The 14,256-nt window shown below is 62.7% G+C and carries 16 protein-coding genes; 8 read left to right on the forward strand and 8 right to left on the reverse strand.

The window, feature by feature from the left end:
- The first annotated feature begins 4 nt into the window (after nt 1-4).
- The 5 genes from IB263_RS16185 to IB263_RS16205 all read left to right on the forward strand — a co-directional run bounded on the left by IB263_RS16185 (nt 5) and on the right by IB263_RS16205 (nt 4,997).
- The gene (locus IB263_RS16185) at nt 5-1,147 is read left to right on the forward strand and encodes a mandelate racemase/muconate lactonizing enzyme family protein (RefSeq protein ID WP_192438690.1); all 1,143 of its coding nucleotides are present in this window, start codon (nt 5-7) and stop codon (nt 1,145-1,147) included.
- On the forward strand, nt 1,144-2,016 hold the full coding sequence (locus IB263_RS16190; protein ID WP_246811024.1) for an amidohydrolase family protein: 873 nt from the start codon (nt 1,144-1,146) through the stop codon (nt 2,014-2,016). The genes IB263_RS16185 and IB263_RS16190 overlap by 4 nt, the downstream gene beginning before the upstream one ends.
- A gap of 121 nt (nt 2,017-2,137) precedes the next feature.
- Nucleotides 2,138-3,115: a TRAP transporter substrate-binding protein gene (locus IB263_RS16195; RefSeq protein WP_060520509.1), complete on the forward strand. Its 978-nt coding sequence runs from the start codon at nt 2,138-2,140 to the stop codon at nt 3,113-3,115.
- A 79-nt stretch (nt 3,116-3,194) separates the two neighbouring features.
- The gene (locus IB263_RS16200) at nt 3,195-3,716 is read left to right on the forward strand and encodes a TRAP transporter small permease (protein WP_060520510.1); all 522 of its coding nucleotides are present in this window, start codon (nt 3,195-3,197) and stop codon (nt 3,714-3,716) included.
- A complete protein-coding gene (locus tag IB263_RS16205; RefSeq protein WP_034800061.1) occupies nt 3,717-4,997 on the forward strand; it encodes a TRAP transporter large permease in 1,281 nt (426 codons plus the stop codon).
- 63 nt (nt 4,998-5,060) lie between these two features.
- Here the strand turns inward: IB263_RS16205 and IB263_RS16210 are convergent, their stop codons facing one another.
- The 3 genes from IB263_RS16210 to IB263_RS16220 form a co-directional block, all read right to left on the reverse strand.
- The gene (locus IB263_RS16210; protein WP_034800062.1) at nt 5,061-5,393 is read right to left on the reverse strand and encodes a tetratricopeptide repeat protein; all 333 of its coding nucleotides are present in this window, start codon (nt 5,391-5,393) and stop codon (nt 5,061-5,063) included.
- Between the two features lie 25 nt (nt 5,394-5,418).
- A complete protein-coding gene (locus tag IB263_RS16215) occupies nt 5,419-6,012 on the reverse strand; it encodes a flavin reductase family protein (protein WP_113135993.1) in 594 nt (197 codons plus the stop codon).
- A 150-nt stretch (nt 6,013-6,162) separates the two neighbouring features.
- Complete coding sequence (locus IB263_RS16220) at nt 6,163-6,771, reverse strand: superoxide dismutase (RefSeq protein ID WP_089046008.1); 609 nt, start codon at nt 6,769-6,771, stop codon at nt 6,163-6,165.
- 164 nt (nt 6,772-6,935) lie between these two features.
- Here IB263_RS16220 and IB263_RS16225 point away from each other — a divergent pair, with 164 nt between their 5' ends.
- The gene (locus tag IB263_RS16225) at nt 6,936-7,547 is read left to right on the forward strand and encodes a metalloregulator ArsR/SmtB family transcription factor (protein ID WP_210338267.1); all 612 of its coding nucleotides are present in this window, start codon (nt 6,936-6,938) and stop codon (nt 7,545-7,547) included.
- Between the two features lie 61 nt (nt 7,548-7,608).
- Here IB263_RS16225 and IB263_RS16230 read toward each other — a convergent pair whose 3' ends face one another.
- From IB263_RS16230 to IB263_RS16250, 5 genes are all read right to left on the reverse strand, one after another.
- Nucleotides 7,609-8,376: a 3-hydroxyacyl-CoA dehydrogenase gene (locus IB263_RS16230; RefSeq protein WP_034800064.1), complete on the reverse strand. Its 768-nt coding sequence runs from the start codon at nt 8,374-8,376 to the stop codon at nt 7,609-7,611.
- Between the two features lie 104 nt (nt 8,377-8,480).
- Nucleotides 8,481-8,801 carry a FliM/FliN family flagellar motor switch protein gene (locus tag IB263_RS16235; protein WP_051659531.1) on the reverse strand — a complete coding sequence of 107 codons (321 nt, stop codon included), beginning with the start codon at nt 8,799-8,801 and terminating at the stop codon, nt 8,481-8,483.
- Between the two features lie 155 nt (nt 8,802-8,956).
- Entirely contained in the window at nt 8,957-9,313 is a 357-nt protein-coding gene (locus IB263_RS16240; RefSeq protein ID WP_127890830.1) for a hypothetical protein, read from the reverse strand.
- A 306-nt stretch (nt 9,314-9,619) separates the two neighbouring features.
- Nucleotides 9,620-9,883 (reverse strand): hypothetical protein, encoded by a 264-nt coding sequence (locus IB263_RS16245; protein ID WP_034800066.1) that lies wholly within the window; start codon nt 9,881-9,883, stop codon nt 9,620-9,622.
- On the reverse strand, nt 9,880-10,683 hold the full coding sequence (locus IB263_RS16250; protein ID WP_034800067.1) for a DUF899 domain-containing protein: 804 nt from the start codon (nt 10,681-10,683) through the stop codon (nt 9,880-9,882). The genes IB263_RS16245 and IB263_RS16250 overlap by 4 nt, the downstream gene beginning before the upstream one ends.
- A gap of 245 nt (nt 10,684-10,928) precedes the next feature.
- Between IB263_RS16250 and IB263_RS16255 the strand changes: the two genes are divergently transcribed.
- Nucleotides 10,929-12,773, forward strand: coding sequence for a phospholipase D-like domain-containing protein (locus IB263_RS16255; protein WP_112985971.1), 1,845 nt, complete (start codon nt 10,929-10,931; stop codon nt 12,771-12,773).
- 305 nt (nt 12,774-13,078) lie between these two features.
- Nucleotides 13,079-14,251: an ABC transporter substrate-binding protein gene (locus IB263_RS16260; RefSeq protein WP_034800069.1), complete on the forward strand. Its 1,173-nt coding sequence runs from the start codon at nt 13,079-13,081 to the stop codon at nt 14,249-14,251.
- The last annotated feature ends 5 nt before the right edge of the window (nt 14,252-14,256 follow it).

Genomic DNA, 14,256 nt, shown 5'->3' on the forward strand with positions numbered 1-14,256 from the left:
GCCCATGAAGATCGTCGCCGTCCGCACCCACCTTCTCGAACATCGGCTGGCCGTGCCGTTCGAAAGCGCCTCCATGCGTTTTGACCGTCGCGCCCATGTGCTGGTCGAGATCGAATGCGACGACGGCACGATCGGCTGGGGCGAGTGCCTCGGCCCGGCGCGGCCGAACGCGGCGGTGGTTGCGGCGTACACGCCCTGGCTGATCGGCCAGGATCCGCGCCAGACGGAAAAGCTCTGGGCTATCCTCTACAACGCGCTGCGCGATCAGGGGCAGCGCGGGCTTGCGGTCACCGCCCTTTCCGGCATCGATATCGCGCTCTGGGATATCAAGGGCAAACACTATCGTGCCTCAGTTTCCATGCTGCTTGGCGGGCGCTGGCGCGAGAGCGTGCGCGCCTATGCCACCGGCAGCTTCAAGCGCGATGGCGTCGACCGGGTCTTCGACAATGCGCTGGAGATGGCCGAGCGCCGGGCGCAAGGCTTCCATGCCTGCAAGATCAAGATCGGCTTCGGCATCGACGAAGACCTGCGTGTCATTCGTGCCGTGCGCGAGGCGATCGGCGACGAGATGCGGCTGATGATCGACGCCAACCACGGCTACACCGTCACCGAGGCGATCCGGCTTGGCAAGGCGGCGGCCGACTACGACATCGACTGGTTCGAGGAGCCGGTCGTGCCGGAACAGCTTTCCGCCTATCGGGCGGTCAGGGCCGGCCAGCCGATCCCGGTTGCCGGCGGCGAGACCTGGCATGGCCGCTATGGCATGTGGCCGGCGATCGAAAGCCGTGCCGTCGACATCCTGCAGCCGGATCTCTGCGGCTGCGGCGGTTTTTCCGAGATGGCGAAGATCACGAGCCTTGCGACGCTGCACGGCGTTCGCATCGTGCCGCATGTCTGGGGCACGGGCGTGCATATCGCTGCCGCGCTGCAGTTCATGGCGGCGATGACGCCGGATCCGGTGCGGGTCAACCCGATCGAACCGATCCTGGAGTTCGACCGGACGGAAAATCCGTTCCGGCAGGCGGTGCTGAAGGCGCCGATCGAGGCGGTCAACGGTGTCGTTGCCATCCCCGATGCGCCCGGCCTTGGCATCGAGATCGATCGTGACGCGCTCGCCAGGTTCAAGATGCCCGAGAGCGCGCAATGATCGAGCGAACCCTCACCGGCCGCCCGCCTGAACCGCGCTTGCCGACGGGCACGGTCGACGCGCAGATGCACATGTATCTGCCGGGTTATCCATCGCTTCCCGGCGGCCCGCCTTTGCCGGTTGAGCCGTTGCCGGATGCTGCCGCCTACCGCCAGGTCATGGACTGGCTCGGCATCGACCGGGTGATCATCACCCAGGGCAACGCCCATCAGAAGGATAACGCCAATCTGCTCGCCTGCCTGGCCGAGATGGGCGATGTCGCGCGCGGCGTCGCCGTCATCGACGAAACCACGTCCGATGCGGACATCGGCGCGCTCAGCGACGCGGGCGTTGTCGGTGCCCGTATCATGGATCTGCCTGGAGGGGCGGTGGGGCTCGATGCGTTGGAAGCGGTCGATGCGCGGGCACATGCGGCAGATTGGATGATAGCCGTGCAGTTCGACGGCAACCGGCTGCTCGACCATCTGCCGCGGCTGGCGCGCATCCGGTCACGCTGGGTGCTCGATCACCACGGCAAGTTCTTTGCCGGCGTCGATCCGGATGGACCGGAGATCGCGGCTCTCTTGAAGATGATCGATCGCGACAATGTCTGGTTCAAGTTCGCCGGCGTCTACGAGAGTTCGCGCGACGGGTGGCCCTATGGGGATGTCGCAGCCGTCTCCAGGAAGATCGCCGCGCATGCGCCAGAGCGCATCGTATGGGGCTCGAACTGGCCGCACAACATGATCCGCAAGACAGAAGACTATCCCGACGATGCACGGCTGGCAGACCTCGTGCTCGGCTGGCTTTCGGACGAACGGGCCAGACATCTGGCTCTCGTCGTGAACCCGGAACGCCTGTTCAAGCTGCCTGCCTTCGCCGCGGTGTAGTTGCCGCGGGTGCTGGGAGGCGCCCGTGGAACCCACAACATGGAGATTTCGCATGCCGGCCCGGATGGGCAGCAACCCGGTCTTGGGAGAGGCCGAAGCACGACTATAGGAGGAGGAAAACATGAAGAAAATTGCAAGCATGCTTTGCGTCGCCATGGGGCTGGCGTTTGCCGGCACAGCGGCGCAGGCGCAGGAAATCACCCTGCGTTCGGCCGACATCCATCCGGATGGCTACCCGACCGTCGATGCGGTCAAATACATGGGGCAATTGCTCTCCGAGCGCACCAACGGTCGCATCAAGATCGAGGTCATGAACAACGGCGTTCTCGGCGGCGAGAAGGACACGATCGAACAGACCCGCTTCGGCGTCATCGACATGAACCGCGTCAACGCAGCACCCTTCAACAACCTCGTCAAGGAGACGATGGTCCTCGGCATGCCTTTCCTGTTCCGCTCGACGGAACATATGCACAACACGGTCGACGGCCCGATCGGCGACGAAATCCTCGCAGCCTTCGAACCGCATGGCTTGATCGGTCTTGCCTTCTACGATAGCGGCGCGCGCTCCTTCTACACGACCAAGAAGCCGATCGAGAAACTGGCTGACCTGAAAGGCCTGAAGATCCGCGTGCAGCAATCCGATCTCTGGATCGCGATGATGCAGGCCTTCGGCGCCAACCCGACGCCGATGCCGATGGGCGAGGTCTACTCCTCGCTCGAGACGGGCGTCGTCGATGGTGCCGAGAACAACTGGCCGTCCTACGAATCTGCCCGCCATTTCGAGGTGGCCAAGAACTATTCTTTGACCGAACATTCGCTCAATCCGGAAATCCTCGTCATTTCCAAGACGAGCTGGGACAAGCTCTCGCCTGAGGATCAGACGCTGCTTCGCCAAGCGGCCAAGGACAGCGTCGGCAAGATGCGCGAGCTTTGGAGCGCGCGCGAAAAGGCTTCCGAGGAGAAGGTCCGCGCTGCCGGTGCCAACGTGATCAAGGTCAACAAGGAGGAGTTCGCAGCCGCGATGGGGCCGGTCTACGACCAGTTCGTCAGCGACCCGAAGCTGAAGGACCTTCTCGAAAGGGTAAAGGCGGTCAAGTGACAGCGGTGAGGCCGGCTCCGGGATCGGGGCCGGCCTTTTCAACTGTTTACCGGATCGCCTTTGCGGAGGAGGAAGAAACATGCGTCGTTTCATGCGGACGATACGTCCGCTTCTAGGCGCGCTGAGCCGCGCTTCGCTCTACATCGCCGGCATCGGCATGGTCGCCATGACCCTGATCGTCGGCTGGCAGGTCTTTGCCCGCTATGTGCTCAACGACTCTCCGAGCTGGTCGGAGCCCTTGGCTCTTCATCTCATGGCCTGGTTCATCATGCTCGGCGCCGCCGTCGGCGTACGCGAAAGCGTGCATCTCGGCCTCGATGTCGTCCGACACGTGATGAAGCCGTCGGTGCAGCTTGCCATGGATCTGGCGAGCCTCGGGCTGATCGTCGTGTTCGGGTTAGCGATGGCCTATTACGGCCTGCTCCTTTCGGCCGGCACCTGGACGGCGACCATTCCGGTTCTCGGATGGCCCGGCGGCGTCGACTTTTTCCCGCTGATCGTCGGTGGCGCCATGATCGCCCTTTTTGCCGCGGAGCGCTTTATCGACCAGTTTCTCGGCGTCGAACTCGCAGCCGATGTCGTCGTGCAGGAGATGGCCTGAATGGCTTACACTATCCTCTTTGGGGTCTTCACCCTCCTGATGCTCATCGGCACGCCGATCGCCTTCTGCCTCGGCATCGCTTCGTTCGCGACCGTGCTCTATCTCGGCCTGCCGCCGGTGGTGGTGTTTCAGCAGCTGAACTCGGGCATGAACGTCTTTGCCATGATGGCGATCCCGTTCTTCATCTTTGCCGGTGACCTGATGGTGCGCGGCGGCATCGCCAACCGGCTGATCCAGTTTGCGGCCGGCCTCGTCGGCCACCTGCGCGGCGGCCTCGGGCAGGTCAATATCGTCGCCTCGACGCTCTTCGGAGGCATCTCCGGCTCGGCGGTGGCTGACGCCTCGGCGGTCGGCGGTCTGATGATCCCGCAGATGGCCAAGCGCGGCTACGACCGCGATTATGCCGTCAACGTCACCGTCAATGCGGCGATTATCGCGCTGATGGTTCCGCCGTCGCACAACATGATCCTCTATTCGATCGCCGCCGGCGGTAATGTTTCGGTTGCCGATCTCTTTACCGCCGGCATCATCCCGGGGCTCTTGCTCGCGCTTGCGCTGATGGTGACGGCCTATGTCGTTGCCAGGCGCCGGGGCTATCCGTCCGAACCGTTTCCGGGCTTTGCCAAGGTCTTCTACTACCTGCTCGCCTCGTTCCCCGGCATCGTGCTGATCGGCATCATCTTCGGCGGCGTGCGCTCCGGCGTCTTCACCGCCACGGAAAGCTCGTGCATTGCCGTGCTCTATGCCTTCCTCGTCGCCATGCTTGTTTATCGCGAGCTGGATTGGACGGGCTTCGTCGAGGCGGTGATGGGGGCGGTGCGCACGACGGCCATGGTGCTGCTCGTCATCGGCATGGCGGCGTCCTTCGGCTGGCTGATGGCGTTCCTGCAGGTGCAGGCATTGATGATCAGTGCGATCGGCGCGATCTCGGAAAACCCGATCATCGTGCTGCTCGTCATCAACATCATCCTTTTGATCCTCGGCACCTTCATGGACATGGCGCCGATGGTGATCATCTGCACGCCAGTGCTGTTGCCCGTGGTCAAGGCCTTCGGCATCGATCCGGTGCATTTCGGTGTGGTGATGATCCTCAATGCCGGCATCGGCCTCAACACGCCGCCGGTCGGAACAGTACTCTTCGTCGGCTGCGCCGTCGGCGGGATATCCATCCGCGAGGCGATGCGCACGATCTGGCCGTTCTTCGGCGCCAGCATCGCAGTGCTGATGGCGGTCACCTACATACCGGCGCTGTCGCTGTGGCTGCCTTCGGTCTTCAAGTGAACTGACCGTTCGCGATACCTCCGGGCTCGGCATATCCACCGGGCCCGGCCTTTTTCAGGATGGCTACTCGTTCCCGTTGGCGGCGAGACACTGCCGCTCCAGGCGTTTCAGGAAGACGCCGATTTCCTTTGCTGCCTGCAGATCGCCCTTCCGCTCGGCGACCGTACGGCCTTCGCGCCAGACCTGAATTGCCTCCTGGTGGCGGCCCAGCTTGAGGAGGATCGCGCCACGCAGTTTCCATGCTGCCGAATAGTCCGGGTCAAAGGCGATCGCCCGCTCCACATGGGCCAAGGCGGTATCGAAGTCCGCCTCCTGCAGGCAGATGCTGCCGAGCGTGAACCGCAAGAGGGCGTCGTCCTTGCCGTCCTGTAAGAGCTTTTCGAGCACTTGCCGCATGGCTTCCTCCTCCGCGATCGCCGGTTCAGGCCGCAGGCTTGCTTGGGGTAAGGGGCGTATGCCCATTGCTCGCCAGCGTCAGCGATCTCGTCCTGTCGAGAGACTGATACTGGCGGCGGCCCCAGATCAAGGGGTCAGCATGAGCAGACGTCTCGGTTGCGACAATTGTTCCCACGAACAGCATATGGTCGCCCACCTCGATCGAAGCGCTGAGCAGGCAGTCGAGCGTGGCAGCCGCGCCGAGCAGCCTTGGCCGTCCGCTCGGCCACTCAGCCCATATGCCGACGAGATAACGCTTCGACGCTTCGATCTTGCCGGCAAAGGCATCTGCGATCAGCTCCTGGCCCTCAGCCAGCATGGCGAGCGAAAACCCTCGCTCGGCGGCGATCAGCGCGGCAAGCGGACTGTCCGCCTTGATCGAAATGACGATCGACGGCGGGTTGGCAGAGAGCGAGAAGGTCGCCGTCACCGTCCGGCCGAGACTGTCGGGGCCATTGCCGGCGCTCGCCACGCAGACGGTGGCGGCGAGATGCGACAGGGTGTCGGCGAACTCCGGTTTCGACACGGCCAGGTCGGCATGGGCGTCGATGGCAAGGGAGGGCGGAGGTGTCTGGCGCATGGGGCTCGTTCCGAGATGAAATAGCCCGTGGCGGCGGGGAGACGCCACGGGATTTGCAGAAGCCTGAGCTCAGGCGGGGGCGAGCGGCTGCTGCAACTCTTCGACCGATCGGCTCGCGAACTCTTTCCAGCCCGCACCGCCTTCAGTCGGTCAGGCGGACTTGAGTTCCGCTTCGGCAAACTCGTAGTTGGCGAGCTTGTCGAGGAAGTTCGACGCGTAGTCCGGGCGACGATTGCGGTAGTCGATGTAATAGGCGTGCTCCCAGACATCGAGGCCGAGCAGCGCCTTGCCTTCATTGGTGGCAACCGGGTTGGAGCCATTGGCGGTCTTCGTCACCTTCAGCTTGCCGTCCTGGCCGAGCACCAGCCAGGCCCAGCCCGAACCGAACTGGCCGGTGGCGGCCGCCTTGAAGGCATCCTTGAAGGCAGCGACGCTGCCGAAATCTTCGGTGATCTTCTTATCGAGCGCGCCGGGGATCTGACCGCCCTTCGGCGAAAGGTTGTTCCAGAAAAGGATGTGGTTCCAGTGCTGGCCGGCATTGTTGAAGACCGGGGCGAGTTCCGCCTTGCCGTGGCTGAGGCGAATGATCTCTTCCAGCGACAGGCCTGCAAGCGAGGCGTCCTTCTCGACGAAGCCGTTGAGCGCCGTGACATAGGCCTGGTGATGCTTGCCGTGGTGAAACTCGATCGTCTCGGCGCTCATGCCGTTTTCGGCAAGTGCTGCGGCGGCGTAGGGAAGGGCGGGAAGTTCGAAGGCCATGGTCAAATCCTTTGCGGGCGGGGCACTCTCGGATCACTTGTCTGCGAACGGAGGAGAGTGTATTTAGCAAGACAATTCTTTGTAAATCTGTGCGCGGGAATATGTCAAGCGATCCCTTGTTAAATCCAGAGCAAAGCGCCGGCCGCACCCCGGGCGAGCGCATCATGCTTGCACTCAAGCTACACGGACCGCAGACTGCGACAGCGCTCGGCAAACGTCTGGCGATCACCGGCGAGGCCGTGCGCCAGCAGTTGGTGCGTCTCGCCGAGGAGGGGCTGGCCACGTCGTGGTCCGAGGCAAAAGGCGTCGGTCGTCCGTCGCAGTTCTGGGGGCTGACGGCTGCCGGCCACGCGGAGTTTCCCGATACGCATGCAGAGCTGACCGTCCAGTTGTTGCGCACCATCCGGCAGACGCTTGGCGTGGACGCGATCGACCGGCTGATCGCCGCGCGTGAGGACGAGACGCGCCAGAACTATCGTGCGGCGATGGTGGAGAAAGAGAGCCTGCGCGAACGGGTGGACGTGCTCGTTCGATTGCGGTCACAGGAAGGCTATATGGCCGCCTGCGAGGATCCGGGCGACGGCACGCTGCTGTTCGTCGAGAACCATTGTCCGATCTGTGCCGCCGCGACCAACTGCCAGGGCTTCTGCAGGGCAGAATTGAGCGTGTTTCGGGCGGTGCTCGGCCCCGGTGTCGAGGTCGAGCGCGCCGAGCACATTCTGGCCGGCGCGCGACGTTGTGCCTATGTGGTCAAGTCGGCCGACCGGGCCGCCTGATCGTGCCAAAGGAACGCTCTGGCACGCGCCCGGTCGTCGGGCGCCACCAGCTCCGATCGTGTCAGCGCGCGCCCATGCGCAGGGCGCCGTCGAGGCGGATGACTTCGCCGTTCAGCATGCGGTTTTCGCAGATGTGCTGCACGAGTGCCGCGAATTCGTCCGGTTTGCCAAGGCGCTGCGGGAAGGGCACGCTCTTGCCGAGCGAATCCTGCACTTCCTGCGGCATGCCGGCCATCATCGGTGTTTCGAAGATGCCCGGCGCAATGGCGACGACGCGAATGCCGTGGCGCGCGAGTTCGCGCGCAATCGGTAGGGTCATCGAGACGACGCCGCCCTTGGAAGCGGCATAGGCCGCCTGGCCGATCTGGCCATCGAAGGCGGCGACCGATGCGGTATTGACGATCACCCCGCGCTCACCATCCTCGCCGGGCTCTTCCCGCTGGATCGCCTCTGAGGCGAGCCGCAGCATGTTGAAGGTGCCGATGAGGTTGATCGCGACCGCGCGCGAAAAGCTTTCAAGCCGGTGCGGACCGTCGCGCCCGAGCACCTTTTCCCCCGGCGCGATGCCGGCGCAGTTCACCAGGCCGTGCAGATGTCCGAAGCGATCGAGAGCCGCTGCCACTGCGGCGGCGCCATCGGCCTCACTGGTGACATCCGTCTTCTGGAAGAGCGCGTTGCCGCCAAGCTCCTCGGCCATCTGCTGGCCGGCTGCGGCGTTGACGTCGGCGAGAACCACGCGGGCACCCTCGCCATGCAGCTGCCGCGCGACGGCCGCACCCAGACCCGAACCGCCACCGGTAACGATAAAGACTTTTCCATCGATCAGCATATGAGGCTCCTCCCGTACCGGATCGTGTCGTTGAACTATCGACATAGCCTTGCTGGCTGTGGAAGCCAAGTTCCGCTGACGACGGCGGCCTTACGCGTCGGAGCCTATTGGGCGCCGATCGGGGAGATTTCGATGATCTTGATGCCGATGGCGTTGGTGGCTTCGTCGAACACGATTTCGCCGCGGCCGATCACCATGCCGTTGACCTTGAGTTCCACCGGTTCGCCGAAGTTGCGATCGAGATGGATCGTGTCGTCCTGATGGAGTTTCGAGATCTGCGACACCGTCAGCTTGGCGCGCCCGATCACCGCTTCGATCGCGAGAGGAATTCCCTGGACTGCGCGCTCGCTCATGACAGAACGGCCTTCGAACGCAGGGCTTTCGTCGAGCTCGACCAGCTCATCCTGTAGCTTCTTGTTAATCATTCTGCACCATCCAAAGCACTGATTCACGACTCTTTAACAAAGAGTTGCGCCAGTTCGCCCTGGGTAGCAACCGTGGCTAAATGGGGGTTCCCCGTGCCTTGCAAGCGAGCGTTAACAAAGCGTTAACATCCACAATTCGGAGGCGGTGAAAGCTGTCAAAGCGTCACCGCAGCCCAGTTTCCGTCCCGTTTTTGGAATCCGATCATGCGGCGGCCATTCGGCAATTTGTCGCCGAGTCGCACGACATAGACGTAACCCTCGTAGACCATCAGCCCGCGATCGCCGTCACTGAACAGGATCTGGAAATTCGGCGACTGCATCATCGCGGCGTCGACTTCAGCGCCGGTCACAGCCGGGGCAATCGCTGCGATCTCCGACGAAGGCTCTTTCGCTCCACTCAAATAGTAGAGCGATGCCGCAGCGGCTATAACGAAAAGCAGCAGGGCGCCCGCCAAAGGCAACGGGCGGCTCTTGAAACGTGTCGGGTTCGGTTGAGAGGCGGCAACACTCAAGGTCAACTTCCTGATTCGCTGTATTTTCCGAACGGATCCGGCCACAGGTGGAAAGCGACTGATTTCTCCTGCCGATACAAGGGCCGGAGATCTTGCCAAATCTACCTAGTGGAACCGTTCCGTACTTCAAGCTGAGAAGTCACTTGCTTCTCCGACTCGACAGCATGCCCACTCGCCGATTTCAGGGACATATGCCCATCGGCGTTTCCACATCTTTTGCGTGCCGTGCGACAATAGCATGTCGACGGATGATTTTTCAGCTCCCGACGCCCGCAACTGACAGGCGCCGGGGGCGAGGCCGATCCCTCAGCCCTTTCTGATGTCGATCAGTTTCAGCCAGGGCTGAAGGTGAAAGGCGCCCATCAGCAGATACATGGCGGTCATCCCGCCGATCACAGTTTGTCCGGCGCCGCTACACAGCATCGGATCGGCCCCGGCGGTTCCCATGTTGGAAAGAACCGCCATCAGGGCGAAGGTGGGGGCGGCGGCAAGCGCCAACCCCGCAGCTACCAAACGGGCGAGGGAGGGCGCCCGCCCGTCGCGCTCACCGGAGCGGGCGCCGATGCTCATGGCTTCGCGCTCGTGTCGGAGGCGCGCATCGCGGCCTCGCCGGCATCCGATACTTCGACCCATCTTTTGTCGGGGGCAGCGCCTTCAACGTAGCTGTCGTTCCAGTTCCACCACTTGTAGGTCGGGGTCTGCGGATATCCGGCCGGCGAATCCTCCCACACTTCCTGTCGGCCGAGCGGGGTGATGTCGAGATAGTTCCAGGTGCTACCCATCTGTTCGTCGCCGCGGCTGTTGACGAGGTAGGTGCGAAACAGCTCTTCGCCGTCGCGGAAGAAGACATTGTGGCCGTGCCACTCGCCCACGTCGAAATCAGCATCGAAGCTGTCGGTGATGGTGTACCAGGGCATGGTCCAGCCCATCCGTGCCTTCAGCCTGGCAATATCCGCCTGCGGGGCGCGCGAGGCAAAGACCAGGGTCGTGTCACGGGCGTTAAGGTGCGACAGATGCGCAACCTGATCGGCGACCATCGAGCAGCCCCGGCAGCCGTGATCGGGCCAGCCATGCACGCCCGGTTCGTAGAAGGCGCGGTAGACGATCAACTGGCGCCGGCCGGCAAAGAGGTCAAGCAGGCTCGCCTTGCCGTCGGAGCCCTCGAACACGTAGTTCTTGGTCACGGCCGTCCAGGGCATCCGCCGACGCTCGGCGGCCAACGCATCGCGGGCGCGGGTGTGCGCCTTTTCCTTTACCAGCATTTCCTGCCGGGCCGCTTCCCATGCCTGTGCCGAAACCACCGGCGGCTTCTGCATCGTCGACTGGGCGTCCGCGCGTCCGTTCTCGCGTTTCTCGATCGTCTGGGTCATGGTGCTGTGTCTCCTCGTTTCAGCAAAACTTCTCAACGCAAGGCCGATGCCTTGCAGTCCTGAGCAGCTTGACACCGCAAGAGGATCGGCGGGAGTAACAAGTGTGGCGGTGTTTTCGAGCCGGAGCCGCTGCCACTGCGCAGCGGCGCGGGAGTTTGCCGATCAAGCTCCTTTGTAGTTGTCGCTGTTGTAATTCCTCGAAGTTGAGCGAGTATGCTTGTCGCAACCACGCGCGGGAGGACGGCATGCATTTCGTTTCGGATGCGGTTGGCGGGTACAAGGTCTTCGCCGTGTCGGGGGTCAATACGGTTTCGTTCGCGATAGACTATCGCAACGCCGACACCGCGGGGCTTCTCGGTTTTGCGGTCGAGCGGCATGATCCAACGGAAGGCGAGCGGTACTACATGTACGGCTTCAAGGTCTTCGAAACGGTGATCTCCCATCCCAATGAGGATACCGTCGTTCTGACCTACGACCATCCCGTTCAGAGTTTCGTCTGGGATGACTTCACGGCCAAGCCCGGTCGGCGTTACGACTATTACTTCCATCCGCTGACGGGTATGGCGAAGAACATCGACCGGTCAGCACCTGCCATCAGAATCGGTATCAAAACCGAACCGCTCTTCAGTGAGGAGACGCACGACGTTTTCTTCAACCGCGGTGTCGCGAGCAGCCAGGCCTACCGACGCCGTTTCGGAAACAAGCCGCCGGACAAGCTGGAAACGCCGGAAAAGACGCTCGAGGCGCTGCAGTGGCTGAGCCGGGACCTTGACGAAGCACTGCTGCGTTTCATCGACCAGGCGGAAGCGGGGGACACGCTGCTCGGCTGCTTCTATGAATTCAGATATCGCCCCGTCGTGGAAAGGCTGAAGGCCGCCTTCGAGCGCGGCGTCGTCGTGAGGCTCGTGCTCGACGCGAAGGAAAATGCCTATACCGACAAGAAGGGCAAGTTCCACGAGAGCTTTCCGCGCGAGGAGAACAAGGAAATCGTCCGCACCGTAGGGCTTCCGAAGGCGGCGATCGCGCGGTGGCGGGAGAACAATCCCGCCGACATACAGCACAACAAGTTCATGGTGCTGCTCCCCAAGGATCCGGGCCGAAAGGCGCAGGTTTGGACAGGCTCGACGAACCTGTCGATGGGCGGCGTGCATGGCCAGACCAATGTCGGGCATTGGGTCCGCGACGCCGATCTCGCCAAGGCATTTGAAACATACTGGACACTGCTTGCCGGCGACCCTGGTGCGGCAAAAACCGACAATCCTGCCGCGAGCAGGTCAAAGCGAAAAGCCTTTCGCAAGGCGGTCTCTGACCTTGCCGAGGTGCCGCATGCGCCCGCGGATGTTTCAAGCGGCGTGACCTCGATCTTCAGTCCGCGTGCCGGAAGCGCCGTTCTGGATATGTATGTGAGGGCGCTGGACGAGGCGCGGTCCTATGGCGGCGTGACACTCGCCTTCGGGATCAACGATCGCTTCAAGCAGGCGTTTCTCGACAATAGTGCCCAGTCCGGCGTGCATCCGGTGCTCTTCCTCCTCCTGGAAAAGCGCGACCAGCCTAAGGCCAAGGCGAAGAAGCCGTTCATTCCGCTGACGGCGCGACAGAACGTCTATCAGGCCTGGGGATCCTATCTGCGCGATCCGGTCTATCAGTGGGCGCGGGAAACCAATGCGCGGGCGCTCGGGCTCAACAATCACGTCGCCTATGTGCATTCCAAGTTTCTGCTCGCCGATCCCCTTGGCGCGGATCCAATGGTCGTCACCGGTTCGGCGAACTTCTCGGACGCGTCGACCAACGACAACGACGAGAACATGCTGCTCATCCGTGGCGATCGGCGCGCGGCCGACATCTACTTCACGGAGTTCAATCGGCTGTTCAACCACTATTATTTCCGCTCTGTCCGGGAGGCGACAGCAAAGAAGAAGTCCGACCGGGACAAGGCGGCGCGCGTGGGGACATCCGAGGGAGCCGCGGCCAGTCTGTTCCTCGATGAAACTGGCGAGTGGCTGAAGAAGTACAAGCCCGGCAAGCTGCGAGCCAAACGCGTTCAGGTCTTCATCGACATGGCGCAGCCGGAAAATCTGCCGCCGATCTAGGTCTGCGGCGGCGATACGCCCCGAACCTGCGATTGCGCCGCCACCGTGTCGTTTGCTGCTCCCCTGTTGATCGCAGTGGGCTGGCGCGGGCACCGGAAGGTGCGTGTCATGGGCTGGGGATTTCGGTGCACTCGGCTGGCCGAGGCGCGCTGCCTGTGTCAAAACATAACCCCTAAATTATGATTGGCACCCCATATTTCATTTTTACATCACCGTTTGGCATGGCAAGCTGACAACCATCAAATCGACAGTCGTTTGCGACGAGGATGCGGGCTCGGGAGTGGCCGGCATCTCAGGGAGGAAATATGAAGCGGATGATTCTGGCTGCGGTTGCGGCTTTGGCAATGAGCAGTGCTGCCTATGCCGACACGATCAAGATCGGTGTCGTCGGACCGTTCTCCGGCCCCTTCGCGCTGCAGGGCAAGAACTTCAAGGCTGGCATCGACGCCTATATGGCGCTGAACGGCAGCAAGGTCGGCGACGACGATATCGAGATCATCTACCGCGACGTGCCGCAGGCCGATCCCGCCCAGTCAAAGGCGCTGGCCCAGGAACTGGTGGTCAAGGAAGGCGTGCAGTACCTCGCCGGCTTCTACTTCACCCCGGATGCCATGGCGGTCACGCCGCTGCTCACCCAGGCGAATGTGCCGCTCGTCATCATGAACGCGGCGACCTCGGCGATCGTCACCAAAAGCCCGCTCGTCGTGCGCACCTCGTTCACCACCTGGCAGACCTCGACGCCGATCGCCAAGGTTGCCAAGGACGCGGGTGTTTCCAAGGTGATCTCCGTCGTCAGCGACTACGGCCCGGGCGTGGACGCCGAGAACGCCTTCAAGACGGGCTTCGAAGCGGCCGGCGGCCAGGTGGTCGAAGCGATCCGCATGCCGCTTGCGACCAACGACTTTTCCCCAATCATGCAGCGCATCAAGGATTCGGGCGCGGAAGGCGTCTTCGCCTTCCTGCCGTCCGGCCCGACGACGCTCGGCTTCGTCAAGGCCTTCAAGGAAAACGGCCTGAAGGACGGCGGCATCAAGTTCTTTGCGCCCGGCGACCTCACGCAGGAATCCGATTTGCCTGCTCTCGGTGAGGCGGCGCTCGGCATTCAGACGACCTTCCACTACGCCGTCTCGCACGACTCGCCGGAGAACAAGGCCTTTGTCGAAGCGGCGAGCAAGGCGATCGGCAACCCGGCCGAACTCTCGTTCCCCTCGGTCGGAGCCTATGACGGCATGCATGTGATTTACAAGATGATCGAGGCGACCGGCGGCGAGCAGGATGCGGCCAAGGCCGTGGAAGCCGTGAAAGGCCTCTCTTGGGTCAGCCCGCGTGGTCCGGTGACGATCGATCCGGAATCGCGTCACATCACCCAGAACATCTATCTGCGCGAGGTCGCCAAGGCCGATGACGGCACCTATTACAACAAGGAAATCCAGACCTTCGAGAAGCAGGGCGACCCCGGTCTCGCTGCGCTGAAGTAGTCGAC

Source organism: Ensifer sp. ENS03 (assembly GCF_014852035.1).
Classification (GTDB): domain Bacteria; phylum Pseudomonadota; class Alphaproteobacteria; order Rhizobiales; family Rhizobiaceae; genus Ensifer; species Ensifer adhaerens.

What these genes read in the sequence shown, in the direction of transcription:
- IB263_RS16245 (WP_034800066.1), bottom strand. Translation starts at nt 9,883, where the DNA reads ATGAGCATCGGCGCCCGCTCCGGTGAGCGCGACGGGCGGGCGCCCTCC.
- IB263_RS16200 (WP_060520510.1), top strand. Translation starts at nt 3,195, where the DNA reads ATGCGTCGTTTCATGCGGACGATACGTCCGCTTCTAGGCGCGCTGAGC.
- IB263_RS16250 (WP_034800067.1), bottom strand. Translation starts at nt 10,683, where the DNA reads ATGACCCAGACGATCGAGAAACGCGAGAACGGACGCGCGGACGCCCAG.
- IB263_RS16205 (WP_034800061.1), top strand. Translation starts at nt 3,717, where the DNA reads ATGGCTTACACTATCCTCTTTGGGGTCTTCACCCTCCTGATGCTCATC.
- IB263_RS16215 (WP_113135993.1), bottom strand. Translation starts at nt 6,012, where the DNA reads ATGCGCCAGACACCTCCGCCCTCCCTTGCCATCGACGCCCATGCCGAC.
- IB263_RS16190 (WP_246811024.1), top strand. Translation starts at nt 1,144, where the DNA reads ATGATCGAGCGAACCCTCACCGGCCGCCCGCCTGAACCGCGCTTGCCG.
- IB263_RS16225 (WP_210338267.1), top strand. Translation starts at nt 6,936, where the DNA reads ATGCTTGCACTCAAGCTACACGGACCGCAGACTGCGACAGCGCTCGGC.
- IB263_RS16210 (WP_034800062.1), bottom strand. Translation starts at nt 5,393, where the DNA reads ATGCGGCAAGTGCTCGAAAAGCTCTTACAGGACGGCAAGGACGACGCC.
- IB263_RS16235 (WP_051659531.1), bottom strand. Translation starts at nt 8,801, where the DNA reads ATGATTAACAAGAAGCTACAGGATGAGCTGGTCGAGCTCGACGAAAGC.
- IB263_RS16220 (WP_089046008.1), bottom strand. Translation starts at nt 6,771, where the DNA reads ATGGCCTTCGAACTTCCCGCCCTTCCCTACGCCGCCGCAGCACTTGCC.
- IB263_RS16230 (WP_034800064.1), bottom strand. Translation starts at nt 8,376, where the DNA reads ATGCTGATCGATGGAAAAGTCTTTATCGTTACCGGTGGCGGTTCGGGT.
- IB263_RS16185 (WP_192438690.1), top strand. Translation starts at nt 5, where the DNA reads ATGAAGATCGTCGCCGTCCGCACCCACCTTCTCGAACATCGGCTGGCC.
- IB263_RS16195 (WP_060520509.1), top strand. Translation starts at nt 2,138, where the DNA reads ATGAAGAAAATTGCAAGCATGCTTTGCGTCGCCATGGGGCTGGCGTTT.
- IB263_RS16260 (WP_034800069.1), top strand. Translation starts at nt 13,079, where the DNA reads ATGAAGCGGATGATTCTGGCTGCGGTTGCGGCTTTGGCAATGAGCAGT.
- IB263_RS16255 (WP_112985971.1), top strand. Translation starts at nt 10,929, where the DNA reads ATGCATTTCGTTTCGGATGCGGTTGGCGGGTACAAGGTCTTCGCCGTG.